This window comes from Xanthomonas sp. NCPPB 3005 (assembly GCF_041228095.2).
In the GTDB taxonomy this organism is placed as follows: Bacteria; Pseudomonadota; Gammaproteobacteria; order Xanthomonadales; family Xanthomonadaceae; genus Xanthomonas_A; species Xanthomonas_A bonasiae.
The window spans coordinates 3,277,166-3,296,229 of record NZ_CP166096.2 but is presented as its reverse complement, the minus strand read 5'-3'; the positions used below and the strand labels follow the sequence as shown (position 1 = coordinate 3,296,229).

Annotated in this window: 18 protein-coding genes; 4 read left to right on the top strand and 14 right to left on the bottom strand. The window is 72.3% G+C overall.

Going from position 1 to position 19,064, the window contains the following annotated elements; genetic code table 11:
- Positions 1 to 48 precede the first annotated feature (48 nt).
- Positions 49 to 1,404, top strand: coding sequence for an aspartate aminotransferase family protein (locus AB8810_RS14320; RefSeq protein ID WP_206228713.1), 1,356 nt, complete (start codon positions 49 to 51; stop codon positions 1,402 to 1,404).
- 61 nt (positions 1,405 to 1,465) lie between these two features.
- Here the strand turns inward: AB8810_RS14320 and AB8810_RS14315 are convergent, their stop codons facing one another.
- Together AB8810_RS14315 and AB8810_RS14310 are read right to left on the bottom strand one after the other, a co-directional pair.
- The gene (locus AB8810_RS14315) at positions 1,466 to 2,701 is read right to left on the bottom strand and encodes a beta-ketoacyl synthase (RefSeq protein WP_369914012.1); all 1,236 of its coding nucleotides are present in this window, start codon (positions 2,699 to 2,701) and stop codon (positions 1,466 to 1,468) included.
- 6 nt (positions 2,702 to 2,707) lie between these two features.
- Positions 2,708 to 2,980: an acyl carrier protein gene (locus tag AB8810_RS14310; RefSeq protein ID WP_191826464.1), complete on the bottom strand. Its 273-nt coding sequence runs from the start codon at positions 2,978 to 2,980 to the stop codon at positions 2,708 to 2,710.
- A gap of 113 nt (positions 2,981 to 3,093) precedes the next feature.
- On the opposite strand from AB8810_RS14310, the gene AB8810_RS14305 reads away from it, so the two are divergent.
- Together AB8810_RS14305 and AB8810_RS14300 are read left to right on the top strand one after the other, a co-directional pair.
- On the top strand, positions 3,094 to 4,164 hold the full coding sequence (locus AB8810_RS14305; RefSeq protein ID WP_369914011.1) for a GNAT family N-acetyltransferase: 1,071 nt from the start codon (positions 3,094 to 3,096) through the stop codon (positions 4,162 to 4,164).
- A gap of 1 nt (position 4,165) precedes the next feature.
- Positions 4,166 to 5,047: a hypothetical protein gene (locus AB8810_RS14300; RefSeq protein WP_369914010.1), complete on the top strand. Its 882-nt coding sequence runs from the start codon at positions 4,166 to 4,168 to the stop codon at positions 5,045 to 5,047.
- 109 nt (positions 5,048 to 5,156) lie between these two features.
- On the opposite strand, the gene AB8810_RS14295 is transcribed toward AB8810_RS14300, so the two are convergent.
- From AB8810_RS14295 to AB8810_RS14250, 10 genes are all read right to left on the bottom strand, one after another.
- The gene (locus tag AB8810_RS14295; protein ID WP_369914009.1) at positions 5,157 to 6,362 is read right to left on the bottom strand and encodes a DegT/DnrJ/EryC1/StrS family aminotransferase; all 1,206 of its coding nucleotides are present in this window, start codon (positions 6,360 to 6,362) and stop codon (positions 5,157 to 5,159) included.
- Positions 6,352 to 6,750, bottom strand: a complete 399-nt coding sequence (locus tag AB8810_RS14290) for a multidrug efflux SMR transporter (RefSeq protein WP_179564085.1) — start codon at positions 6,748 to 6,750, stop codon at positions 6,352 to 6,354. The genes AB8810_RS14295 and AB8810_RS14290 overlap by 11 nt, the downstream gene beginning before the upstream one ends.
- On the bottom strand, positions 6,747 to 7,109 hold the full coding sequence (locus tag AB8810_RS14285; RefSeq protein WP_009593961.1) for an EamA family transporter: 363 nt from the start codon (positions 7,107 to 7,109) through the stop codon (positions 6,747 to 6,749). The genes AB8810_RS14290 and AB8810_RS14285 overlap by 4 nt, the downstream gene beginning before the upstream one ends.
- Positions 7,109 to 7,936 carry a carboxylesterase gene (locus AB8810_RS14280; protein WP_191826468.1) on the bottom strand — a complete coding sequence of 276 codons (828 nt, stop codon included), beginning with the start codon at positions 7,934 to 7,936 and terminating at the stop codon, positions 7,109 to 7,111. The genes AB8810_RS14285 and AB8810_RS14280 overlap by 1 nt, the downstream gene beginning before the upstream one ends.
- A gap of 67 nt (positions 7,937 to 8,003) precedes the next feature.
- A complete protein-coding gene (locus AB8810_RS14275; RefSeq protein ID WP_369914008.1) occupies positions 8,004 to 8,909 on the bottom strand; it encodes an efflux RND transporter periplasmic adaptor subunit in 906 nt (301 codons plus the stop codon).
- Positions 8,906 to 9,679, bottom strand: coding sequence for an ABC transporter ATP-binding protein (locus tag AB8810_RS14270; RefSeq protein WP_369914007.1), 774 nt, complete (start codon positions 9,677 to 9,679; stop codon positions 8,906 to 8,908). Before AB8810_RS14270 ends, AB8810_RS14275 begins: the two co-directional genes overlap by 4 nt.
- Entirely contained in the window at positions 9,676 to 10,809 is a 1,134-nt protein-coding gene (locus AB8810_RS14265) for an FtsX-like permease family protein (protein WP_179564093.1), read from the bottom strand. The genes AB8810_RS14270 and AB8810_RS14265 overlap by 4 nt, the downstream gene beginning before the upstream one ends.
- Positions 10,809 to 12,251 (bottom strand): TolC family protein, encoded by a 1,443-nt coding sequence (locus AB8810_RS14260; protein ID WP_369914006.1) that lies wholly within the window; start codon positions 12,249 to 12,251, stop codon positions 10,809 to 10,811. The genes AB8810_RS14265 and AB8810_RS14260 overlap by 1 nt, the downstream gene beginning before the upstream one ends.
- On the bottom strand, positions 12,248 to 13,666 hold the full coding sequence (locus AB8810_RS14255; RefSeq protein WP_179564097.1) for a sensor histidine kinase: 1,419 nt from the start codon (positions 13,664 to 13,666) through the stop codon (positions 12,248 to 12,250). Before AB8810_RS14255 ends, AB8810_RS14260 begins: the two co-directional genes overlap by 4 nt.
- An 8-nt stretch (positions 13,667 to 13,674) precedes the next feature.
- Positions 13,675 to 14,388, bottom strand: coding sequence for a response regulator (locus AB8810_RS14250; protein WP_369914005.1), 714 nt, complete (start codon positions 14,386 to 14,388; stop codon positions 13,675 to 13,677).
- Between the two features lie 190 nt (positions 14,389 to 14,578).
- Here AB8810_RS14250 and AB8810_RS14245 point away from each other — a divergent pair, with 190 nt between their 5' ends.
- Positions 14,579 to 15,340, top strand: coding sequence for a hypothetical protein (locus tag AB8810_RS14245; RefSeq protein WP_369914004.1), 762 nt, complete (start codon positions 14,579 to 14,581; stop codon positions 15,338 to 15,340).
- A 599-nt stretch (positions 15,341 to 15,939) separates the two neighbouring features.
- Here the strand turns inward: AB8810_RS14245 and AB8810_RS14240 are convergent.
- A complete protein-coding gene (locus tag AB8810_RS14240; RefSeq protein ID WP_369914003.1) occupies positions 15,940 to 17,205 on the bottom strand; it encodes a carbohydrate porin in 1,266 nt (421 codons plus the stop codon).
- A gap of 92 nt (positions 17,206 to 17,297) precedes the next feature.
- Positions 17,298 to 19,025 (bottom strand): PTS fructose transporter subunit IIC, encoded by a 1,728-nt coding sequence (locus AB8810_RS14235; protein ID WP_369914002.1) that lies wholly within the window; start codon positions 19,023 to 19,025, stop codon positions 17,298 to 17,300.
- Between the last annotated feature and the right edge of the window lie 39 nt (positions 19,026 to 19,064).

Here is a 19,064-nt window from a genome sequence, read left to right as displayed (position 1 = left end):
CTGCTGCGCACCGGCCCGGCCTACCACGCCGCGCTCGGCGATGCGCAGATGCTGGCCGACGAGGCCGAGTACTGCTCGTTCGGCGACACCGTGCACTACAGCGAGCCGCCGCGGATCTTCGCGCACTGCGACGGCAGCTATCTGTACGACACCGAGGAGGTGCCGTACCTGGACCTGCAGATGTGGTATTCGGCGGTCAATTTCGGCTACGCCAATCCGCGCCTGAACGGCGCGCTGAAGCGGCAGATCGACACGCTGCCGCAGGTGGCCAGCCAGTACCTGCACCCGACCAAGATCGAACTGGCCAAGACCATCGCGGTGGATGCCGAGCGCAAGTGGGGCCGCAAGGGCCGCGTGCACTTCAACGTCGGCGGCGCGCAGTCGGTGGAGGATTCGCTGAAGCTGGTGCGCAATGCCACGGGCGGCAAGAGCCTGATGTTCGCCTTCGAGGGCGGCTACCACGGCCGCACCCTGGGCGCCTCGGCGATCACCTCCTCGTACCGCTACCGGCGCCGCTTCGGCCATTTCGACCGCGCCCAGTTCATCGAATTCCCGTACCACTTCCGCGGCCCCAAGGGCATTTCCAAGGAAGAGTACGGCGAGCAGTGCGTGGCCAAGTTCGAGCGCCTGTTCGAGACCGAGTACAACGGCGTGTGGGATCCCAAGGCCGGGCAGTGCGAGTACGCCGCGTTCTACGTCGAGCCGATCCAGGGCACCGGCGGCTACGTGATCCCGCCGCCGAACTTCTTCACCGGCCTGAAGCGGGTGCTGGACAAGTACGGCATCCTGCTGGTGGTGGACGAGATCCAGATGGGCTTCTTCCGCACCGGCAAGCTGTGGGCGATCGAGCATTTCGGGGTGACCCCAGACGTGCTGGTGTTCGGCAAGGCGCTGACCAACGGCCTCAATCCGCTGGCCGGCATCTGGGCGCGCGAGGAATTGATCAACCCGACCGTGTTCCCGCCGGGTTCGACCCATTCCACCTTCGCCTCCAACCCGCTCGGCACCGCGGTGGGCCTGGAGACGATGCGCATGCTGGCCGAGACCGACTACGAGTCGATGGTCATGGCCAAGGGCGCGCACTTCCTCGACGGCCTGCGCGACCTGCAGAAGCGCCATCCGGAAATCGGCGACGTCGACGGCCTGGGCCTGGCGCTGCGCGCGGAGATCTGCCAGGCGGACGGCTTCACCCCGAACCGCAAGCTGCTCGACACGATGGTGGACATGGGCCTGGAAGGCGAGCTGCGCCACAACGGCAAGCGCATCGGCCTGGTGCTGGACGTGGGCGGCTACTACAAGAACGTGATCACCCTGGCGCCGTCGCTGCACATCAGCCACGACGAGATCGATCTGGGCCTGTCGCTGCTGGACCAGTTGCTGACCCGCGCCAAGCGGGTGGCATGAGATGGCGGGAGACAGCGCGTTGGCGCCGCGTTGCCTCCCGTCGTCCGCCGCGGCATCGGCCTCAGCGCGCCTCGCGCAACGCGAGCACCGCGTTGAGGCCGCCGAAGGCGAAGGAATTGCTGAGCACCGCGCGCACCGGTTGCGCGCGGGGGTGGTTGGGGACGTAGTCCAGGTCGCAGTCCGGATCCGGATCCAGGAAGTTCGCGGTCGGCGGCACCGTCTGCTCGCGCAGCGCGCCGATCGCCGCGACCAGTTCCAGCGCGCCGGCGGCGCCCAGCGCATGCCCGTGCACCGCCTTGGTCGAACTCACCGCCAGCGCATCGGCGTGACTGCCGAACACCTCACGGATCGCCTGCGTCTCGCAGCGGTCGTTGGCCAGGGTGCCGGTGCCGTGGGCGTTGATGTAGTCGATCTGCTGCGGCTGCAGGCCGGCATCCTGCAAGGCCAGGCGCATCGCCGCGGCGGCGCCGTCGGCGCTGGGCGCGACGATATCGTGGGCATCGGCGCTCATGCCGAAACCGGCCAGTTCGGCCAGCGCCATGGCGCCGCGCGCGGCCGCATGCGCGGCGCTTTCCAGCACGAAGATGCCGGCGCCTTCGCCCAGCACCAGGCCGCTGCGCTGCGCGCAGAACGGCCGACAGGTGTCGTCGCTGATCACGCGCATCGCTTCCCAGGCGCGGATCAGCGGCAGGCTCAGGCAGGCTTCGCTGCCGCCGGCGATGGCCACGTCGGCCAGGCCGTGGCGGATCAGCAGCGCCGCCTGCGCCAGCGCGTGGTTGGCCGAGGCGCAGGCGCTGGACACGGCGAAGGCCGGGCCGCGCAGGCCGAAGGCGATGCTGATCTGGCTGACCGGGGCGTTGTTCATGCTGCGCACGATGGTCAGCGGATGCAGGCGCTCGGCCTGCTCGCGGTACAGCCGCCGCGACTGTTCGTCGCGGCTCAATTCGGCGCCGACGCCGGTGCCGATCACCACCGCGCCGCGTGCGGCGCCGGTGCCGTCCACGTCCAGGCCGGACTGGGCCACGGCCTCGTAGGCCGCGACCAGCGCCATCTGCGTCATCCGGTCCAACTGGCCGGGCGCGATGCCGCCCAGTTGCGCCGCCTGCGGCGCGAAGCCCGGCAGAGCGGCGGCCAGGCGCATCTTCAGGGTGGCCTGCGGATCGGGCGAGGCCAGCGCGGCGATGCCGCTACGGCCCTCGCACATGCCGCGCCACAGGGCATCGGCACCCAGGCCGAGCGCGCTGACCGCGCCCATCCCGGTGACGACGACGCGGTGTCCCTGCGCCGAGCGGTCCATGCCGGCTCAGTGCGCCGGTGCCAGCGCAGCGGCGGCCTTGGCGGCCAGCGCCTGGTGCACCGCTTCGGCCAGCTTGCCCAGCGAGCCGTCGTCCAGGTTCGGATCGCGCTGCGGGAAGGTGATGTCGAAGTGCTCCTCGATGTCGAACAGGATTTCGATCGCCTCGAGCGAATCCACGCCCAGGTCCTGCAGTTTGGTGTCGGCGGTCAGGCCGGCGGGATCGATCTCGCCATGCTTGGCGACGATGCTGTGGATCTGTGTCTCGATAGACGGGGTCATGGCAGTCCTCCGCGAAATGAATGGCCACCGCGCGGCGCGTGCCGCCGGTGGAAGGCATGCCACAGCCCACGGCGGCGGCATCCATCCTCCACGCTAGCCGGTCAATCTTGCAGATGCCTTTCGTAAGCCAACTCGAACCGCGGGCGCTGCAGCAGCAGTTCCTCGCGCATCCCCCGCAGGATTTCCAGGCGCGGACCCTGGAGCATGGCGTGCCTGCGTTCGACGCCGTGTTCGACCTGCTCACCACCGCCGATCCGGCGTTGCGCGCGCGCGTGGCCAGCTGGCCGCTGCAGCGGCTGTGGCGGCGCTGGCTGCGGCCGCGCACCAGCTTCGTCGGCAGTACCGTCAGCGAATACGCCTGGCTGCCGCGTGCGGCCGATCCGGCGCAGTTGCCCGGCCAGTGGCGAACGCAGCTGGGGCGCAAGCGCCCGCTGCTGATCGTCAAGGACATCCCGCAGCACTCGCCGCTGCTCGATGCCACCGACAATGCCTGGGCGCACGTGTTCCTGGAGGCCTGCGAACGCAGCGGCTACGTGCTGCTGCGCGGGCAGGCGCTGGCCTGGGTGCCGATCGATTTCGCCTCCACCGACGAATACCTGGCGCGGCTGTCGCGCGGCCGCCGCCGCAACATCCGCCGCAAGCTGCGCTCGCGCGCCGACCTGGAGATCGAGGTACTGCCGACCGGCGCCGCCTTCGCCGACCCGGCGCTGCGCGCGCACTGCTACGCGCTGTACCTGCAGGTCTATGCGCAGAGCGAGGTGCATTTCGATCTGCTGACCGCCGCGTTCTTCGATGCGTTGCTGACCGATGCCCAGTCCGGCGGCCTGGTGTTCACCTACCGCCACCAGGGCCGGCTGATCGGCTGGAACCTGTGCTACGTGCACGACGGGCGGCTGCTGGACAAGTACATCGGCCTGCACTATCCGGATGCGCGCGAACACAACCTGTACGCGCTGAGCTGGATGCACAACCTGGACTACGCCTGCCGCCATGGCCTGCGCGCCTATGTCGCCGGCTGGACCGATCCGGAAGTGAAGGCGCAACTCGGCGCCAGCTTCACCTACACCTGGCATGCGGTGTACCTGCGCAATCCGCTGCTGCGCATTGCGCTGCGGCGGCTGCGGCCGCTGTTCGAAGCCGACGACGTCGGCACTCCAGACCCTGACGCCGACGCGGCGGAATGACATGAGCGCACCGGTACTGCTGGACCTGGACGACTCGCTCGGCACGGTGCCGGGCGCGTTGCGCCTGCCGCTGCACGAGTGGTGCGACGGGCTGCGCTTCGCCTGTTCGCTGCGCCGGCTGCGGCGCTTCGGCGCCGCACTCGACCGCGTGCTGCCGGCGCGGCATGGCACCGTGCTGCTGGGCAGCGGCGATTTCCACCACCTGAGCCTGCCGCTGATCGTGCGACAGGCGCAGCGCGCGCAGGCGCCGCTGCGGGTGGTGGTGTTCGACAATCATCCGGACAACATGCGCTTCCCGTTCGCGGTGCATTGCGGCTCGTGGGTATGGCGGGTCGCGGCGTTGCCGCAGGTGGCGCGGGTGGAAGTGGTCGGCATCACCTCGGGCGATGTCGGCGCCGCGCACGCCTGGGAAAACCACCTGCGGCCGCTGTATCGCGGCAAGCTGCGCTACTGGTGCAGCGGCGTGGACGTGGGCTGGGCGCGGCGCCTGGGTCTGGGCCGCGCGGTGCGCGGCTTCGGCTCGAGCATGGAGATGATCGACGCCTTCCTGCAGCAGCTGCGCAGCACGCCGATGCCGACCTACCTGTCGCTGGACAAGGACGTGCTGGATCCGCAGGACGCGCGCACCAACTGGGACCAGGGCGAGCTGCGGGTGCCGCACCTGCTCACCGCCATCGCCTATCTGCACGGACAACTGCTCGGCAGCGACATCACCGGCGAGGTGTCGCAAGCGCGCTATCCGCAATGGTGGAAGCGGCGCCTGGCGGCGCTGGATGCGCAGCCGCCGCCGTCGCCGCAGGCGCTGCCGGCATGGCAGGCGCAGCAGCACGAGGTGAACTTGCGGCTGCTGGACGCGCTGGCCGAGGCCGGGCTGCGTCGATAGCGCATGCCCGTGCAGGAGCTGCTTCAGCCGCGACCCGCGTTACCGATGGATCCTGTCGCGGCTGAAGCCGCTCCTACAGGATTGTGCAGGGTGCGATGGTGTTGCGGGATCAGCCGATCCGCTCGGCACACACCTGCCGCAGCACCGCGACGATCGCCTCGAAACCCTCTTCGTGCAGCCACGGGCTGTTGCTGATGCTCAGGCAGCGCGCGGCGAAGTCGCGCGCGTTGGGCATCGGTGCGGGATCGACGATGTCGCGCAGATAGGCGTAGTCGGGCAGGGCGTGCACGAACAGCAGGCCGACGCCGAGTCCGCGCGGCCACAGCTGCGCCAGCGCGCGTTCGCGCGCGGCCGCGTCCGGCAGCAGCACCAGCAGCGCCGGCCAGCTGCCTTGCGCGCCGGCGCTGTCGGCGACGACGCGCAGCCCGGGCAGCGTGGCCAGGCGGGCGCTGCGGCGCCGGCCCTGGTCGCGCGCCTGCGCCAGGAACGCCGGCCAGCGCGCGCTGGCGCGCACGCCGACCGCTTCGCGCCAGGCGCCGACCGCGTGTTGCGGGATCGCCGCATCGAAATGGTCGCCGGCCGCGGCCACGCGGTCGCCGCGACGCAAGGCGCGACGCAGCGGCGCGCCGTAGGCCCAGCGCAAGGTGTGCGGCCGGTACAGCGCGGCGTAGCCGAGCAACTGCAGGCTGCGCTGCAGTTCCCAACGCCAGTCGCGCTGGCCCAGGCGCGCCGCCATCGCGGCCAGGCTGCGCCGCAATGGCGCGTGCGGCGACATCAGCAGGCCGCCTTCGTACAGGGTCGGGCCCTTGCCCACCGCCAGGCTGCAGAAGCCGATGTCGCCGCCCAGGCCGGCCGGCCGGCCGTCGGCGTGCACGCCGCCCAGCGCCTGCGCGGCGTCTTCGATCAGCATCGCGCCGCAGGCCGCGGCGGCCTGGCGCAGCGGTTCCAGGTCGGTCAGGCGCCCGCCCAGGTGGGTGGCGACGATCGCCAGGGTGTCGCTGCCGCAGCGCTGCGCCAGCTGCGCCGGATCGGGTTCGATCGCATCGGGCAGCAGATCGCACAGCACCAGCTGCAGGCCGCAGTGGGCCACCGCCAGCGCCACCAGCGGACAGGTGTAGGCGGCCACCAGCACCTGCCGGCGGCGGCTGCCGGCGGCCAGGGTGCGCAGCGCGACGACCAGCGCGGCGGTGCCCGAGCAGGTCAGCAGCGCATCGGGCACGCCGAGTTGCGCGGCCAGCCGCTGCGGCGTGCGCGCCGGCCACAGGTCGCGCCAGCGCAGCGGCAGGCCGGCGGTGGGCGGAACCTCAGTGCGCATCGGCCGGCGCGGCGCGCTCGCCGAGCGCGAGGCAGACGATGCCGGCCACGATCAGCGCCGCGCCGAGCGCCTGCAAGGCGCCGATCGGTTCGCCGAACCACCACGCCGACAGCAGCAGCACGCTGACCACCTCCAGGTGCGAGGCGGCGAACGCCGGGCCGATCGGCGCGTGTTCGAGCAGTTTCATCCAGGTGAAGAACGCGCCGACATAGCCCAGCAGCGCGGCGTACAGCCAGGGACTGGCGAGCAGGCGCAGCACCCAGGCCCACTCGGCCTGTGGCGGGAACGCATGCGCGCCGCCGAGCTTGAAGCCGAACTGGGCCAGGGTGTCGAAGCCCAGCAGCAGGGCGAAGCCCACGGCGTAGCGGTGCAGCGGCGGGCGGCTCATGTGCCCAGCCCGACTACGGCCACGCCGGCGCTGACCAGGCAGATTCCGGCCACCTGCATGCGTCCCAGCCGCTCGCCGAACAGCCAGCGCCCGGCGAGCATGATCGCCACGATGTTGATCGAGCCGAGCAGCACGCCGCGGCCCAGCGGCACCAGCGACAGGAACGCGGTCCAGGCCAGGAATTCGAACGCGTAGCAGGCCATGCCCAGCCACAGCCACGGTTGCCGCGCCATGCGCCGCCAGCGTGCCGCGCCGCTCGCCAGCGGATCGCTGGCGACGTGCTTGAAGGCCAGCTGGCCGACCGTGTCCAGCGCCACCGTCGCCAGCCACACGCCGACCACGGGCGCCTGCAGCGCCATCAGGCGGCCTGGCGCGGCGCGCCGGCCTGGGCGGCGAAGAACTGCGCCAGCCGCGCGCCGAGCACGCGGCGTTCGCGGTCCAGGGTGATCATGTGGTAGCTGTCGTGCAGCAACAGCAGTTCCACCGGCCCGGACACGCCGGCGACCACCAGCTGCGCGTTGCGCAGATGCGCGATGTCGTCCTCGGCCGCATGCGCGACCAGGCATGGCGCGGTCACCTTGGCCAGGTTGCGGCGCACCCGCCGCGACAGCAGGTGCATCTCGGCCAGCGCGTGCCACGGATTGCCGGGCAGGCCGGCGGCGCTGCTGTCGCCGCCGAGCATCGCGCCGCTGATCTGCGCGCGGATGCGCTCGTCGCGCAGGCCGTACGGCGGTTCTTCCAGGAACATGCGGCGGCGGCCGATGCCCAGGCGCTTGAACCACGGCAGCAGGAACGCCAGCCGCGCGCGCCGCGGGATGTTCCAGCCGTCGTAGCGGAAGGTGGCGCCGAGCACGCCGACGCCGTCGACCCACTCCGGCCGTTCTTCGGCCAGTTGCAACGCCAGCAGCGCGCCCATCGACAGGCCGGCCACGAACAGCTTGTCCACCTGCGGGCGCATCTGCGCCGCGGCCTGCTCGACGCTGGCGCTCCAGTCGCGCCAGCCGGTGGCGATCAGGTCGTCCTCGTTGCCGCAATGTCCGGCCAGCTGCACGCCATGCACGCTGAAGCCTTCGCGGTGCAGGCTCTTGCCGAGCAGGCGCATCTCGCTGGGGGTGCCGGTCAGGCCGTGGAGCAGCAGCACGCCGTGGCGGCCGCCCTGGAAGTGGAATTCGGCGGATTGGATCATGGCGGCACGGCGTCGGCAGCGGAGGAACGCGCGCAGCGTGGCGGACAGGCGTTTCAGCAGCCTTTCGTCAGCGTTGCGCGGCGGCCGGGTTGCGGAAGCGCACCAGCACGCGCTGGCCCAGGCGCAGCGCCGACGGTTGCCGGAACGCCAGCACGCAGGCCACGCTGCGGTCGTTGCCGGCGCTGGCGCCATCGGCGTCGTCGTGCAGTTGCGCCGGGCCGAACGCCGGCGCCAGCCAGCGCACCACCGCGGTGCCCAGTGCGGTCTGGCGGCCGTCGTCGCTGATCACCTCGGCCTGCATGCCGGGGCTCACCGCGGCGGCGTAGCTTTCGTTCAATTCGGCGCGGACCAGGCGCGGCGCGTCCGGCAGCAGGGTCAGCAGCGGCGTGGCGCCGCCGTCGCTGCGCGCGCCGACCGCGGCGGCCAGTTGCAGCACGCGGCCGTCGGCCGGCGCGGACAGGCGGTACTGGTCGCGCTGCAGTTGCGCCTGATGCACCTGTTCGGCAGCCAGCGCGGCGTCGCTGCGCGCGGCCTGCAGCGCGTCGGCCAGGGTCTGGCTGGCGTCGGCGGCATCATCCGCGCTCTGGCCGTCGCCGGCGCCGATCCGCGCCGCTTCGGCCAGCCGTCGCTGGCGCTGCTGCGCGTGCGCCAGCCGCTGCTGCAGCTGGCTCACGTGCGCGCTGGCCGCCTGCGCGCGGGTCTGCGCGATCTCCAGCTCCAGCGCGGCGGCGCGGTCGTCGGCTTCGATCAACAGCGCGCCGCGGCGCACCGCGTCGCCTTCGTGCACCGCCACCCGCTGCAGGGTCGCGGCGACCGGCAGGCTCAGCCGCAGCAGGCCGCCTTCCACGTCGATGCGCCCGCGCGCCACCGCCAGGTAGGCCGGCGCCGCGCTGGGCACGGGCGCCGCCTGCGGCGGCCGCGCGCAGGCGGCCAGCAGCAGGCCCAGCAGGGGAGCGGCGAGGAACGCTTTCATGGTGCGGACATCCGGGACGAAGAGGGGGGCGGAGGCGGCGGCGCCAGGCGGCGGTCGTCGAGGATGCGGCCGTCTTCCATCGACAGCACGCGGTCGGCATGGCGGATCAGCCGCGGATCGTGGCTGACGCACAGCACCATGGTGTTGTGGCTGCGGGCGATGCGGTGCAGCAGGTCGATCACGATCTGGCCGTTGCCGGCGTCCAGCGCGCTGGTCGGTTCGTCGGCGAACAGCAGCGCCGGGTGCTTGGCCAGTGCGCGCGCGATCGCCACGCGCTGCTTCTCGCCGCCGGACAGTTCGGCCGGGCGCAGGTGCTGGCGATGGGCGATGCCGACCTCGGCCAGCGCCGCTTCGGCGCGTGCGCGCACCTCGGCGGCGGCCAGGCCCATGTACTGCAGCGGCAGCCGCACCTGGTCCAGCGCGCTCAGCGCCGGGAACAGGTTGAAGCCCTGGAAGATGAAGCCGGTATGGCGCAGGCGGAAGCGCTCCAGCGCGGTCGCGTCGAGCGCGCCGAGGTTCTCGCCCAGCGCCTGCACCCGGCCGCTGTCGGCGCGCTGCAGGCCGCTGAGGATCGACAGCAGGGTGCTCTTGCCGCAGCCCGACGGTCCGGAGATCAGGGTCAGTTCGCCGGGCCACACCTGCAGGCTCACGTCGCGCAGCACCTCGGTGCGCAGCTTGCCGGAGACGAAGCTCTTGCACAGGGCGCTGCCGTGCAGCGTGGCGGCGTGCGGCAGCAGTGCGGCGTCGGCGGGGGCGGCGGCCTGGTTCATCGCAGCAGCAGCGCCGGGTCGGCGCGGCGCAGTCCGCGCAGCGCGGCCAGCGCCGAGAGCACGGTCAGCAACATCACCGCGACCACGCACGCGGCCCAGCCGTTGCCATCGAACGCCACCGGCACGTCGTGCGCACGCGCCAGCGCCACCAGCGCGGCGCCGAGCGCGCTGGCGCCGAGCAGGCCGAGCGCGCCGACCCAGGCCGCCTGCTCCAGCACCACCCAGCGCAGCGCGCGCATGCTCACGCCCAGGGCGTTGAGCGTGGCGTACTCGCGCGCCGCGCCGAGCACCGTGGCCAGCAGGGTCTGGCTGGTGATCGCCACGCCGACCAGCAGCACGATGCCGCCGAGGAACAGCACGCCGGAGCCGGCGCCGGTGTCGAACATCCAGAACAGGATGCTGCGCCGGGCGAACTGCGCCGCGCTCCAGGCCTCGATGCGCGCCGGCGCGGCGTTGCCGGCGAGGCTGCGCGCCACCGCCGCGGCGTCGCTGCCGGGCCGCAGCCGCGCGACCATGTAGGTCGGCCAGTCCGGGTGCACGGCATCGGTGTTCAGGGCGCGCGCGGTTTCCAGCGAGGCCAGCACGTTGACCCCGCCCAGTGCGCGCAGGCCGCGGCCGACCCCGATCACCCGCACCCGGTGGCCGTTGATGCGCGCGCTGCGGCCGATGCCGACGCCGAGCTTGTCCAGTTCGGCGCGGTCCACCACCACCGTGTCCGGTTCGCGCAGCGCCGCGCGCAGGGCGGGGCTCAGCAGCCGCGCGAACATCAGCCCGTCGGCGCGGGTGTCGATGCCGGAGACATAGATCGACACCGCGCCGGTGTCGTCGGGGCCGCGCCAGTCGCCGTCGAACCAGACGAACGGCTCGACCTGGACCACGCGCGGGTCCAGGTACAGCGCCGTAGCCGCATCCGGATCGATCGGGCGGCCCTGGTCCACGCTCTGCGTGCCCGGATAGCCCAGCCACAGGTCGGCGTCGGAGCCGGACACGTAGACGCTAGCGCTGCCGAAGATGCCCAGCACCAGCGCGGTCTGCAGCAGCAGCAACAGGCTGGCGAAACCGACCGAGACCACCACCGGCAGGAAGCGGCGCCATTCGTGGCGCAGGGTCTGGCGGGCCAGCGCGACCATCAGGGCGTTGCGCCTGCGCTGCCCGCGTCGCCGACGGTGGCGGTGGCCTGCGTTTGCGCGCTGCCCAGCGCGGTTTGCAGCGCGATGTAGTCGAGGTCGCGCTGGCGCTGCGCCTCGAGCAGCTCCAGCGCGATCTGGTCGCGCGCGGCCTGCTGGGTGGCCACGTCCAGATCGCTGCCCAGGCCCAGCCTGCGCCGCGCCTGCGCCGCGTCGGCGGCCTGCTGCAGCGCCTGCAGCGCCTGCTGCTGCGCCAGCACGCGCTGGCGCTGCTGTTCCAGCGCGGTCAGCGCGTTCTGCACTTCGGCCACCGCATCCAGCACGCATTGGCGGTAGGCCAGCGTCGCCGCCTGCAGCAGCTCGCCGCGGGCCTGCGCCGTGGCCTGGCGCAGGCCCCAGTCGAACAGCGGGATGTCGATCAGCGGACCCAGCGAGGCGATCTCGTGCGGGGTGGCGGTGCGGCGGTGCGAGAGCAGGTTGGTGGACCAGTGGATGGCGCCGCCCAGGCCGATGCTGGGGTAGCGGTCGGCGCGGGCGATGCCCAGTTCGCCGGCCGCGCGCAGCACCTCGGCCTCGCGCGCGGCGATGTCCGGGCGCCGCCGCAGCAGATCCGCGGGCACCGCGTCGATCGCGCCGATCTGCAGGCCCGACGCCGTCGCGTCCGGGGCGGCGGCTGCCGCGTCGGCGGCGCTCCACGCCGGGTCCGGTGCGCTGCGCGCCAGCAGCACCGCCAGCCGTTGCGCGGCGGCGGCGCTGGCGGTGCGCGGTTCGCCCAGCGCGGCTTGCGCCTGCAGTTGCGCGGCCTGCGCCTGGGCGGCGGCGGCCGGCGGCGCAAGGCGCAGCGCGACCAGGGAGGCGCTCAGCGTCGCCTGCCGCTGGCGGGCGTCGGCGATGCGTTGCAGCAGTTGTTCGGCCTGTTGCGCGTGGCGCAGTTCGATCCAGTTGCGCGCCACGTCGGCGACGGTGGCGGTGCGGACCTGCTCCAGGCTGGCCTGCGCGGCCTGCAGGTCGCCGCGGCTCATGCGGCGGGTGGCTTCGCCGCGCCCGAACAGCGGCAGTTCCCATTCCGCGTCGAAGCCGGCGACCAGGAACGAGGCGCTGGCGTCGGGGTCGATCGGTTCTTCGGTGCGCGCATGCAACTGCGGCTTCAGACTTGCCGTTGCGACGCCATCCATGCGCCGCGCCGCGCGCAGCCTGGCCAGGGCCTGGGCCACGTCGAGATCGTCGCGCAGCGCCTGCGCGACCAGCGCATCGAGTTGCGGGTCGTGGAAGTCCTGCCACCACGCGCTGCCGGGCGGTCGTGGAGTGGCCGCTGCCGGCAGCGATGTCCACTGCGACGGCAGCGGCTGCGTCAGCTCCGGCAGCGGGGTGCTGACGCAGCCGGCCAGCGCCGCGGCGCTCAGCACGGCAAGGCCGGCCAGCCGGGATGCGCGACGGCGGCTCATGCGGGCGTCGCCGCGCTGGCCGGCAGGTCCAGCTCCACGCGCAGGCCGCCCAGCGCCGAGCGCTGGTAGCGCAGGGCGGCGTGGTGGCGTGCGGCGATGCTGGCGACGATCGCCAGGCCCAGGCCGGTGCCGCCTTCGGGCGCATCCGGGGCACGGAAGAAGCGTTCGCCCAGGCGCGGCAGCAAGGCCTCGTCCACGCCCGGGCCGGCGTCGTCGACCGCCAGCTGCAGGTGCCGCGACTGCCGGCGCAGGCTCACCGTGACCATGCCGCCGGCGGCATGCCTGAAGGCGTTGTCGAGCAGGTTGTCGAGCAGTTCGCGCAGCGACCAGGCGTCGGCGGCGACCCAGGCCGGCCCGTTGTCGGCATCGTCGTCGTCGTAGCCCAGATCGACTCCGGCCTGCAGCGCGTCGGGAATGCGCTCGGCCAGCGCCTGCGGCAGCCACGCGGCCAGGTCCAGCGGCAGCAGCGGGCGGATGCTCTCGCGCGGCGCCTGGGCGCGGGTCAGCGCCAGCAATTGGGTGGAGCTGCGGATCGCGCGGTCGGTCAGCTGGCGGATGTGCTGCAGCGCCTGCGCGGTGTCCTGCGGGCGGGTGCTGGCCTGGGCGCGCTGCACGTGCATGCTCAGTCCGGCCAGCGGCGTGCGCAGCTGGTGCGCGGCGTCGGCGACGAAGCGCTCCTGCAAGGCCATCAGCTGCTTGAGCCGGCCCAGCAGGCCGTCGATGGCCTGGGTCAGCGGCAGCACCTCGATCGGGATGTCGGGGCCAGACACCGGGCTGAGGTCGCGCTGGCTGTCGTCGAGCCGGCGCACCGCCGGTTGCAGCAGGCGCAGGCCCACGCGCACCCCATGCCAGACCAGCGCCAGCAGCGAGCAGGTCAGCAGCAGTTCGGTCGGCAGCATCAGCATCAGGATCTCGCGCGCGCGGCGGTGGCGGTCGTCCAGGGTCTCGGCCACCGAGATCGTCAGCCGGTCGTTGGCCTCCCAGGCCGACGGCACGATCAGGCTGGCCACGCGCACCGGGGTGCCGTCGGCCATGCGTTCGTCGCGCAGCACCACCCGGCCGAGCGCGGCCGGCGCGGCGTGCGCCGGGATCGGTTGCGCGCTGTTGCTGATCACGCCGTGGTCGCGGCTGCGTACCTCGAAGAACACCCGGCCGTCGCTGCTGTATTCGAGCAGGCGCCGCGCCTGCAGCGGCAGCGGCAGGCGCGCGCCGGCGTCGTTGACCGCCTTGGCCAGGCCCAGCGTGTCCTCCTTCAGGTCCATGTCGTGGACGTGGTTGGAGTACTTGAGCATCAGCAGGTAGAACAGCGCCGAGACCACCAGCATCAGCAGCAGGGTCGGGATCAGCAGGAACGCCAGCAGGCGCCGGCGCAGGCTGGGATGGGCGGGGACTGCGCCCGCCGTCGCGGCTGCCACGGCCGCGCTCACGACGCGTGCGGGTCGTTGGCGGTGTCGGCGTCGGCGTCCGCGGTGCGGGATTCTTCCAGCAGGTAGCCCAGGCCGCGGATGGTGCGGATGCCGACCCCGGAGCCGTGCAGCTTGCGGCGCAGGCGGTGCATGGAGATGTCCAGGCCGTTGTCGGTGATCTCGTGCTGCCAGTCGCACAGCGCGTCGGTGAGCTGGCCGCGGCTGACCACGCGCCCGCTGCGCATCAGCAGCGTTTCCAGCAGCGCGAACTCGCGCGCGGTCAGTTCCAGCGGCTCGTCCTGCAGCCATACCCGGCGCCCGGCCAGGTTGATCCGCAGCTGGCCCAGGGCCAGCTCGGGGATGCCGCCGCTGCTGCGCCGGCGCAGCAGGGCGCGGGTGCGGGCCAGGAACTCGGACAGTTCGAACGGCTTGATCAGGTAGTCGTCGGCGCCCTGGTCGAGGGCGCGGATGCGGTCCTCCACGCCGTCGCGCGCGGTCACCACCAGCACCGCGACCTCGTCGCGGCGTTCGCGCACGCGCTGCAGCACCTGCAGGCCGTCGCGCCGCGGCAGGCCCAGGTCCAGCACCAGCAGGTGGTAGGACTCGGCGCTGAGCGCGCGCTCGGCGGCGGCGCCGTCGTTGACGTGGTCCACCACGTGCCCGCACTCGGCGAGCGAGTCGCGCAACGCAACGGCAATGGACGTATCGTCTTCGGCAACCAGGATGCGCATGGCGCGAGATGCTTGCAACGCGGATGTTGGAAAACCGTCGTAATCGGCGGTGGCGAGGCGATTACGATGGGATCCGTTTATGTAGCGACGGTGACGGTTGCGCGGCAACTGCGGCGCGGCCGGCGCCGAGCCGGCGCGGCCAGCGGGCGGCTCGGCCACGGCCGCGGTCCTCCCGCGGCGGCGCCTGCCGTTGCGCAAGCCGCCGCGCGTCGATGCGCGCACACCGTTGAAACCGGGCCCACAAGCGCGCAAGCTCCCGATCTGCTTCGCGGCCAGGGGATTGGCAATGCGCGGGATGCTTTTCTGTCTGTTTGCAGTTGCGGCGGCGTGTCCCACCGCGGCGGTCGCGCAGGCGACAACACGGCAATGCGGGGCAGTGGAGGAGGCGGGGCCGGCGTGCCTGCTGGCGCGCAAGCCGCTACCGGCGTTGCCTGCCGGGGCGGTGTTCTGGCATCTCGATCGCTTTGCGTCGAAGGCGTCCGCAGACGCTGCCGCCGTCCCGACCAGCGTGGTGGTGGAGGCGTTCGGATCGGTCTGGCTATTCACCCTCGCGCAGGCCGCATGGCATTCAGAGGGCGGCGAGCACGTGTCCACGGTCGGTCCGCTCGCGGTGGCGCCGGCGTCGACCTATGCGGCCGACTATCTGCGCTCGATCTTCCTCCCGGGGACGACGGCGCCGTTGCATGTCCATTCCGGGCCGGAGGCCTTCTTCGCGGTCAGCGGCGACACCTGCCTGGAGACGCCGGCCGGCGTCCAGGTCGGGCGCGGACCCGGCAACAGCCTGACGATCGAGGCCGGACCGCCGATGCTGCTGATGGCGATCGGCACGGTGCCACGGCAAGGCTTTGCGCTCATCCTCCACGACGCCGACCGGCCAGCGACGACCTTGACCCAGGCCTGGCAGCCGCAAGGACTGTGCGCGCGGCAGCTTGCGGCGGATCGGAGTCCTTAGCCCGCCCTCGATTGTCGGTCCGTGTCGGGAAATTCTGACGGCACGACACGGCATCGACCGATCGCGCCGGCACGTGGCCACAGGCATCCTGTGTCTGTCGGCAACGTCATCGCTCCCGCGCCAGGGATGCGCGCTTGCACGGAATCGAACGGATCTCGATTCGCCGGCCACCGGATTTCGTTCCCGCATGCGCCGACGGACCGGCGCGCGTGCATGCGAGCGGAGTGACACGGACGGAACGCACGACGCCCCGGCATGCCGGGGCGTCGTGCGTTTGGGTGCATCTTGCTTGGCCGCGCGCCTGCGCGGAATACCGGCCGAGCGATGACGTTCCCGTGGCGCCGATGCAGAAATCGGCGTCGCCTGGACGCTACTGCGGACTGTCGGTGCATCCATTCCCGGACCGTCCTTTGACCTTGCGATATCCGCTGGACCGCTGCTTCGCTAGCCAGGCAGGATCGCCGCTATCGCGGTCGCTTCGATCCTGCCGCCTGGCATCGAGGCGATCGGCTACGCGCGCTGAGGAAACACCGCGCCCTGCGCACGCCACCATCAGCGTCCGCCCAGGCGCGACGAATCCCCAATCCCCAATCCCGGCTCTACAACGCCCAATCCACGCGCATGCCGGCGACCAGCGCATTCGGCAGGTCGCGGGTCCGCGACGGGTCGTTGAACTGGTCCGGATGCACGATGTAGTGCAGGTTCGGCGCGATGCGCAGCTGCGGGGTGACCTGGATGCCGTAGCTCAGTTCCATCATGTACTGCGAGCTGTGCGGGGTGCCGCTGCCGCCGGCCGCGGCGCGTGCCAGGCGCAGGTCTTCCAGCGCGTCGTCGCTGTAGCGCTGTTGGGTGACGACGAAGGCGATGTTGTCCTGCTCGCGGCTGGCGAAGGTGCCGCGCTGGACCAGGCCCAGCTCCAGGAAGTGGTCTTCGATCAGCTGCCCGGAGGTGCCCTTGAGCACCGAGCCGAACAGCACCAGCCCGCGCGCGCTGTCGGCGTCGGGGCGGGTGACCTGCTGTTCGAAGCGGAAGAACGCGCCGGAGCGGCCGTTGCGGGGGGCGTAGTCCAGCCCGCTGAGCCGCGCCGGGTTGCCGTTGCGGTCGGTCAGCGGGTCGGTGTAGTCGGAGTTGTCCTGCCAGCCGCCCAGTTCGTACATCGCCGGGAAGCGCACGCTGGCCGCCTCGGTCTTGTAGCCGATCGCGTAGGGCACGATCACCCCGGTGCGGTCGCGGCTGCTCCAGTTCAGGCCGTGCTCGCCGTCCTCGGCCTGGGTCGGATTGACCTCGTAGGCGCCGACGTGCACGTACACGTTCGGGGTCACCCAGGCCTTGGCGTGCGCGGCCCAGCTGGACACCGGCCAGTAGGTGAAGTTGCTGGTGCGGAACACGAAGGTCGGATTGCCGCAGGCCGAGTTGCCCTGGAAGTAGCCGCACAGGTCCGAGCCGAGGAAATGGATGTTGGCCACGCTGCGGCCGGCCTCCAGTTCCAGGCGGTCGTCGAACAGCTTCTGCGCGATGGTGAAGTTGGCCAGGCGCGTGCCCTGACCGCCGTAGATTTCCTGCACCGAGGTGCTGTTGCCGATGTCGCTGTTGGCCAGGTTGGTGCCGTGGCGGTTGATCGCGTAGACCTTCAGCGTGGCGCCGTTCCAGCCCATCAGCCGCTGCAGGTCGACGTCGGTGCCGAGCATCAGCTGGCCGGCGTAGGCGCTGCCCTGTTCCTTGCCGCCGTCCAGCGAGACCGCGGCCTCGCCGGTGTAGGCGAGCTTGAGCTTGAACGCGTCGCTGGCGTCCTGGGCGTGGGCCAGCGGGGCGAGCGCGAGCGCCAGGGCGGTGAGCGACAGGCGCCGGGTGAGGGGGAGGGACATGGCAGAGACTCCTGGGGTGTGATGGAGGCCGGCGCGCCGCCGTGGGCGACGGGGGAGGGGACATCGCCCCCGGCAGCGCGTCGGCGCAGGACTTATTCGGCGACCGGCTTCTTCAGCACGCGCAGCGCCAGCGCGGTCAGCACGGTGCCGGCGAGCAGCGCGATCAGGTACATGCCCAGATGGGTCACCGCGTTGGGGATCGGCAGCACGAACACGCCGCCGTGCGGCACCTTCAGTTCGGCACCGGCGGCCATCGAGATCGCGCCGGCCAGCGCCGAGCCCAGCATCAGCGCCGGGATGGTGCGCAGCGGGTCGCGCGCGGCATACGGGATCGCGCCTTCGGTGACGAAGGCCAGGCCGAGCACGCCGGTGGCGGCGCTGGTGCCGCGCTCCTCGCGGGTGAAGCGGTTGCGGAACACCCAGGTGGCCAGCGCGATGCCCAGCGGCGGGGTCATGCCGGCGACCATCGCCGCGGCCATCGGCGTGTACACCTGGCTGGCGATCAGGCCGGTGGAGAACGCATAGGCGGCCTTGTTGACCGGCCCGCCCATGTCGAAGGCCATCATGGCGCCGAGCAGCAGGCCCAGCAGCACCGCGCTGCTGCCCTGCATGCCGCGCAGCCAGTCGGTGAGCCAGGCCAGCGCTTCGGCGACCGGCTGGCCGACCACGTACAGCATGGTCAGGCCGACCAGCAGGGTGCCCAGCACCGGCAGGATCAGCACCGGCTTGAGCCCTTCCAGCGTGCGCGGCAGCTTGATCGCGCGGTTCAGCGCGGCCACGCCGTAGCCGGCGATGAAGCCGGCGAAGATGCCGCCGATGAAGCCGGCGCCGAGGTTGGCCGCGACCATGCCGCCGATCATGCCGGGGGCGATGCCGGGGCGGTCGGCGATGGAGTAGGCGATGTAGCCGGCCAGCGCCGGCACCATCAGGGTGAAGCCGGCCTTGGCGCCGATCTGGAACAGCGACCAGGCCAGGGTGCCCTTGTGCGCGTCGTCGAAGGCGTAGATGCCGCCCAGCGCGAACGCCAGCGCGATCAGCAGGCCGCCGGCGGTGACGAACGGCAGCATGAACGACACGCCGGTCATCAGGTGCTTGTAGGGGCCGGCCGACTTCCCGCGTTCGCTGCTCGCCGGTGCGGCGCCGTTGCCGCTGGCCGCATGCACGCCGGCCTCGGCCAGCGCCTTGCGGATCAGCCCGGGGCCGTCGTTGATCGCCGGCTTGGTGCCGCTCTTGAACAGGCGCTTGCCGCCGAAGCGGGACAGGTCCACTTCGCGGTCGGCGGCGATCAGCACCAGGTCGGCGTCGGCGATTTCGGCGTCGCTGAGCGTGTCCTGGGCGCCGACCGAGCCTTGCGTCTCGACCCGGATTTGGTGGCCCAGGGTCTTGGCCGCCTGCTGCAGGCCTTCGGCGGCCATGAAGGTGTGGGCGATGCCGGTGGGGCAGGAGGTCACGGCGACGATGCGCTTGGGGCCATCGGTCTGCGTGGCCGCGCCGGCGGTCGTCGCCGGTGCGGCCGCGGCCGCGGCCAGCAGCGGCGCGAGCACGCCGTCGGCATCGTCGAGCACCGCATCCAGGCTGGCGCGCAGCGGCGCGGCGCCGGCGAAGCGCGCCGCATCGGCATCGCCGTCGCCGACCAGCAGCAGCGGATAGCCGCTGCCGGCCGCGGCCAGGTCCAGCGGCGCGATCACGCCCTGCGGCGTGCGCACCTCGGCGTGCACCACCGCGCCGCGTGCGCTGGCCGCATGGCGCAAGGCCTCGGCGGCGAGGACGGCTTCGGTGCTGCGTTCGCCGGCGACGATCACCACGAAGATAGGATTCATGCTTGCTCCCGATGGACGCAGGGGGACGCCGCGCGCGAT

Excerpts from the sequence above, each read along its gene's own strand:
- AB8810_RS14320 (WP_206228713.1), top strand. The coding sequence starts at position 49 with ATGCTGGCCGACGAGGCCGAGTACTGCTCGTTCGGCGACACCGTGCAC.
- AB8810_RS14315 (WP_369914012.1), bottom strand. The coding sequence starts at position 2,701 with ATGGACCGCTCGGCGCAGGGACACCGCGTCGTCGTCACCGGGATGGGC.
- AB8810_RS14310 (WP_191826464.1), bottom strand. The coding sequence starts at position 2,980 with ATGACCCCGTCTATCGAGACACAGATCCACAGCATCGTCGCCAAGCAT.
- AB8810_RS14305 (WP_369914011.1), top strand. The coding sequence starts at position 3,094 with ATGCCTTTCGTAAGCCAACTCGAACCGCGGGCGCTGCAGCAGCAGTTC.
- AB8810_RS14300 (WP_369914010.1), top strand. The coding sequence starts at position 4,166 with ATGAGCGCACCGGTACTGCTGGACCTGGACGACTCGCTCGGCACGGTG.
- AB8810_RS14295 (WP_369914009.1), bottom strand. The coding sequence starts at position 6,362 with ATGCGCACTGAGGTTCCGCCCACCGCCGGCCTGCCGCTGCGCTGGCGC.
- AB8810_RS14290 (WP_179564085.1), bottom strand. The coding sequence starts at position 6,750 with ATGAGCCGCCCGCCGCTGCACCGCTACGCCGTGGGCTTCGCCCTGCTG.
- AB8810_RS14285 (WP_009593961.1), bottom strand. The coding sequence starts at position 7,109 with ATGGCGCTGCAGGCGCCCGTGGTCGGCGTGTGGCTGGCGACGGTGGCG.
- AB8810_RS14280 (WP_191826468.1), bottom strand. The coding sequence starts at position 7,936 with ATGATCCAATCCGCCGAATTCCACTTCCAGGGCGGCCGCCACGGCGTG.
- AB8810_RS14275 (WP_369914008.1), bottom strand. The coding sequence starts at position 8,909 with ATGAAAGCGTTCCTCGCCGCTCCCCTGCTGGGCCTGCTGCTGGCCGCC.
- AB8810_RS14270 (WP_369914007.1), bottom strand. The coding sequence starts at position 9,679 with ATGAACCAGGCCGCCGCCCCCGCCGACGCCGCACTGCTGCCGCACGCC.
- AB8810_RS14265 (WP_179564093.1), bottom strand. The coding sequence starts at position 10,809 with ATGGTCGCGCTGGCCCGCCAGACCCTGCGCCACGAATGGCGCCGCTTC.
- AB8810_RS14260 (WP_369914006.1), bottom strand. The coding sequence starts at position 12,251 with ATGAGCCGCCGTCGCGCATCCCGGCTGGCCGGCCTTGCCGTGCTGAGC.
- AB8810_RS14250 (WP_369914005.1), bottom strand. The coding sequence starts at position 14,388 with ATGCGCATCCTGGTTGCCGAAGACGATACGTCCATTGCCGTTGCGTTG.
- AB8810_RS14240 (WP_369914003.1), bottom strand. The coding sequence starts at position 17,205 with ATGTCCCTCCCCCTCACCCGGCGCCTGTCGCTCACCGCCCTGGCGCTC.
- AB8810_RS14235 (WP_369914002.1), bottom strand. The coding sequence starts at position 19,025 with ATGAATCCTATCTTCGTGGTGATCGTCGCCGGCGAACGCAGCACCGAA.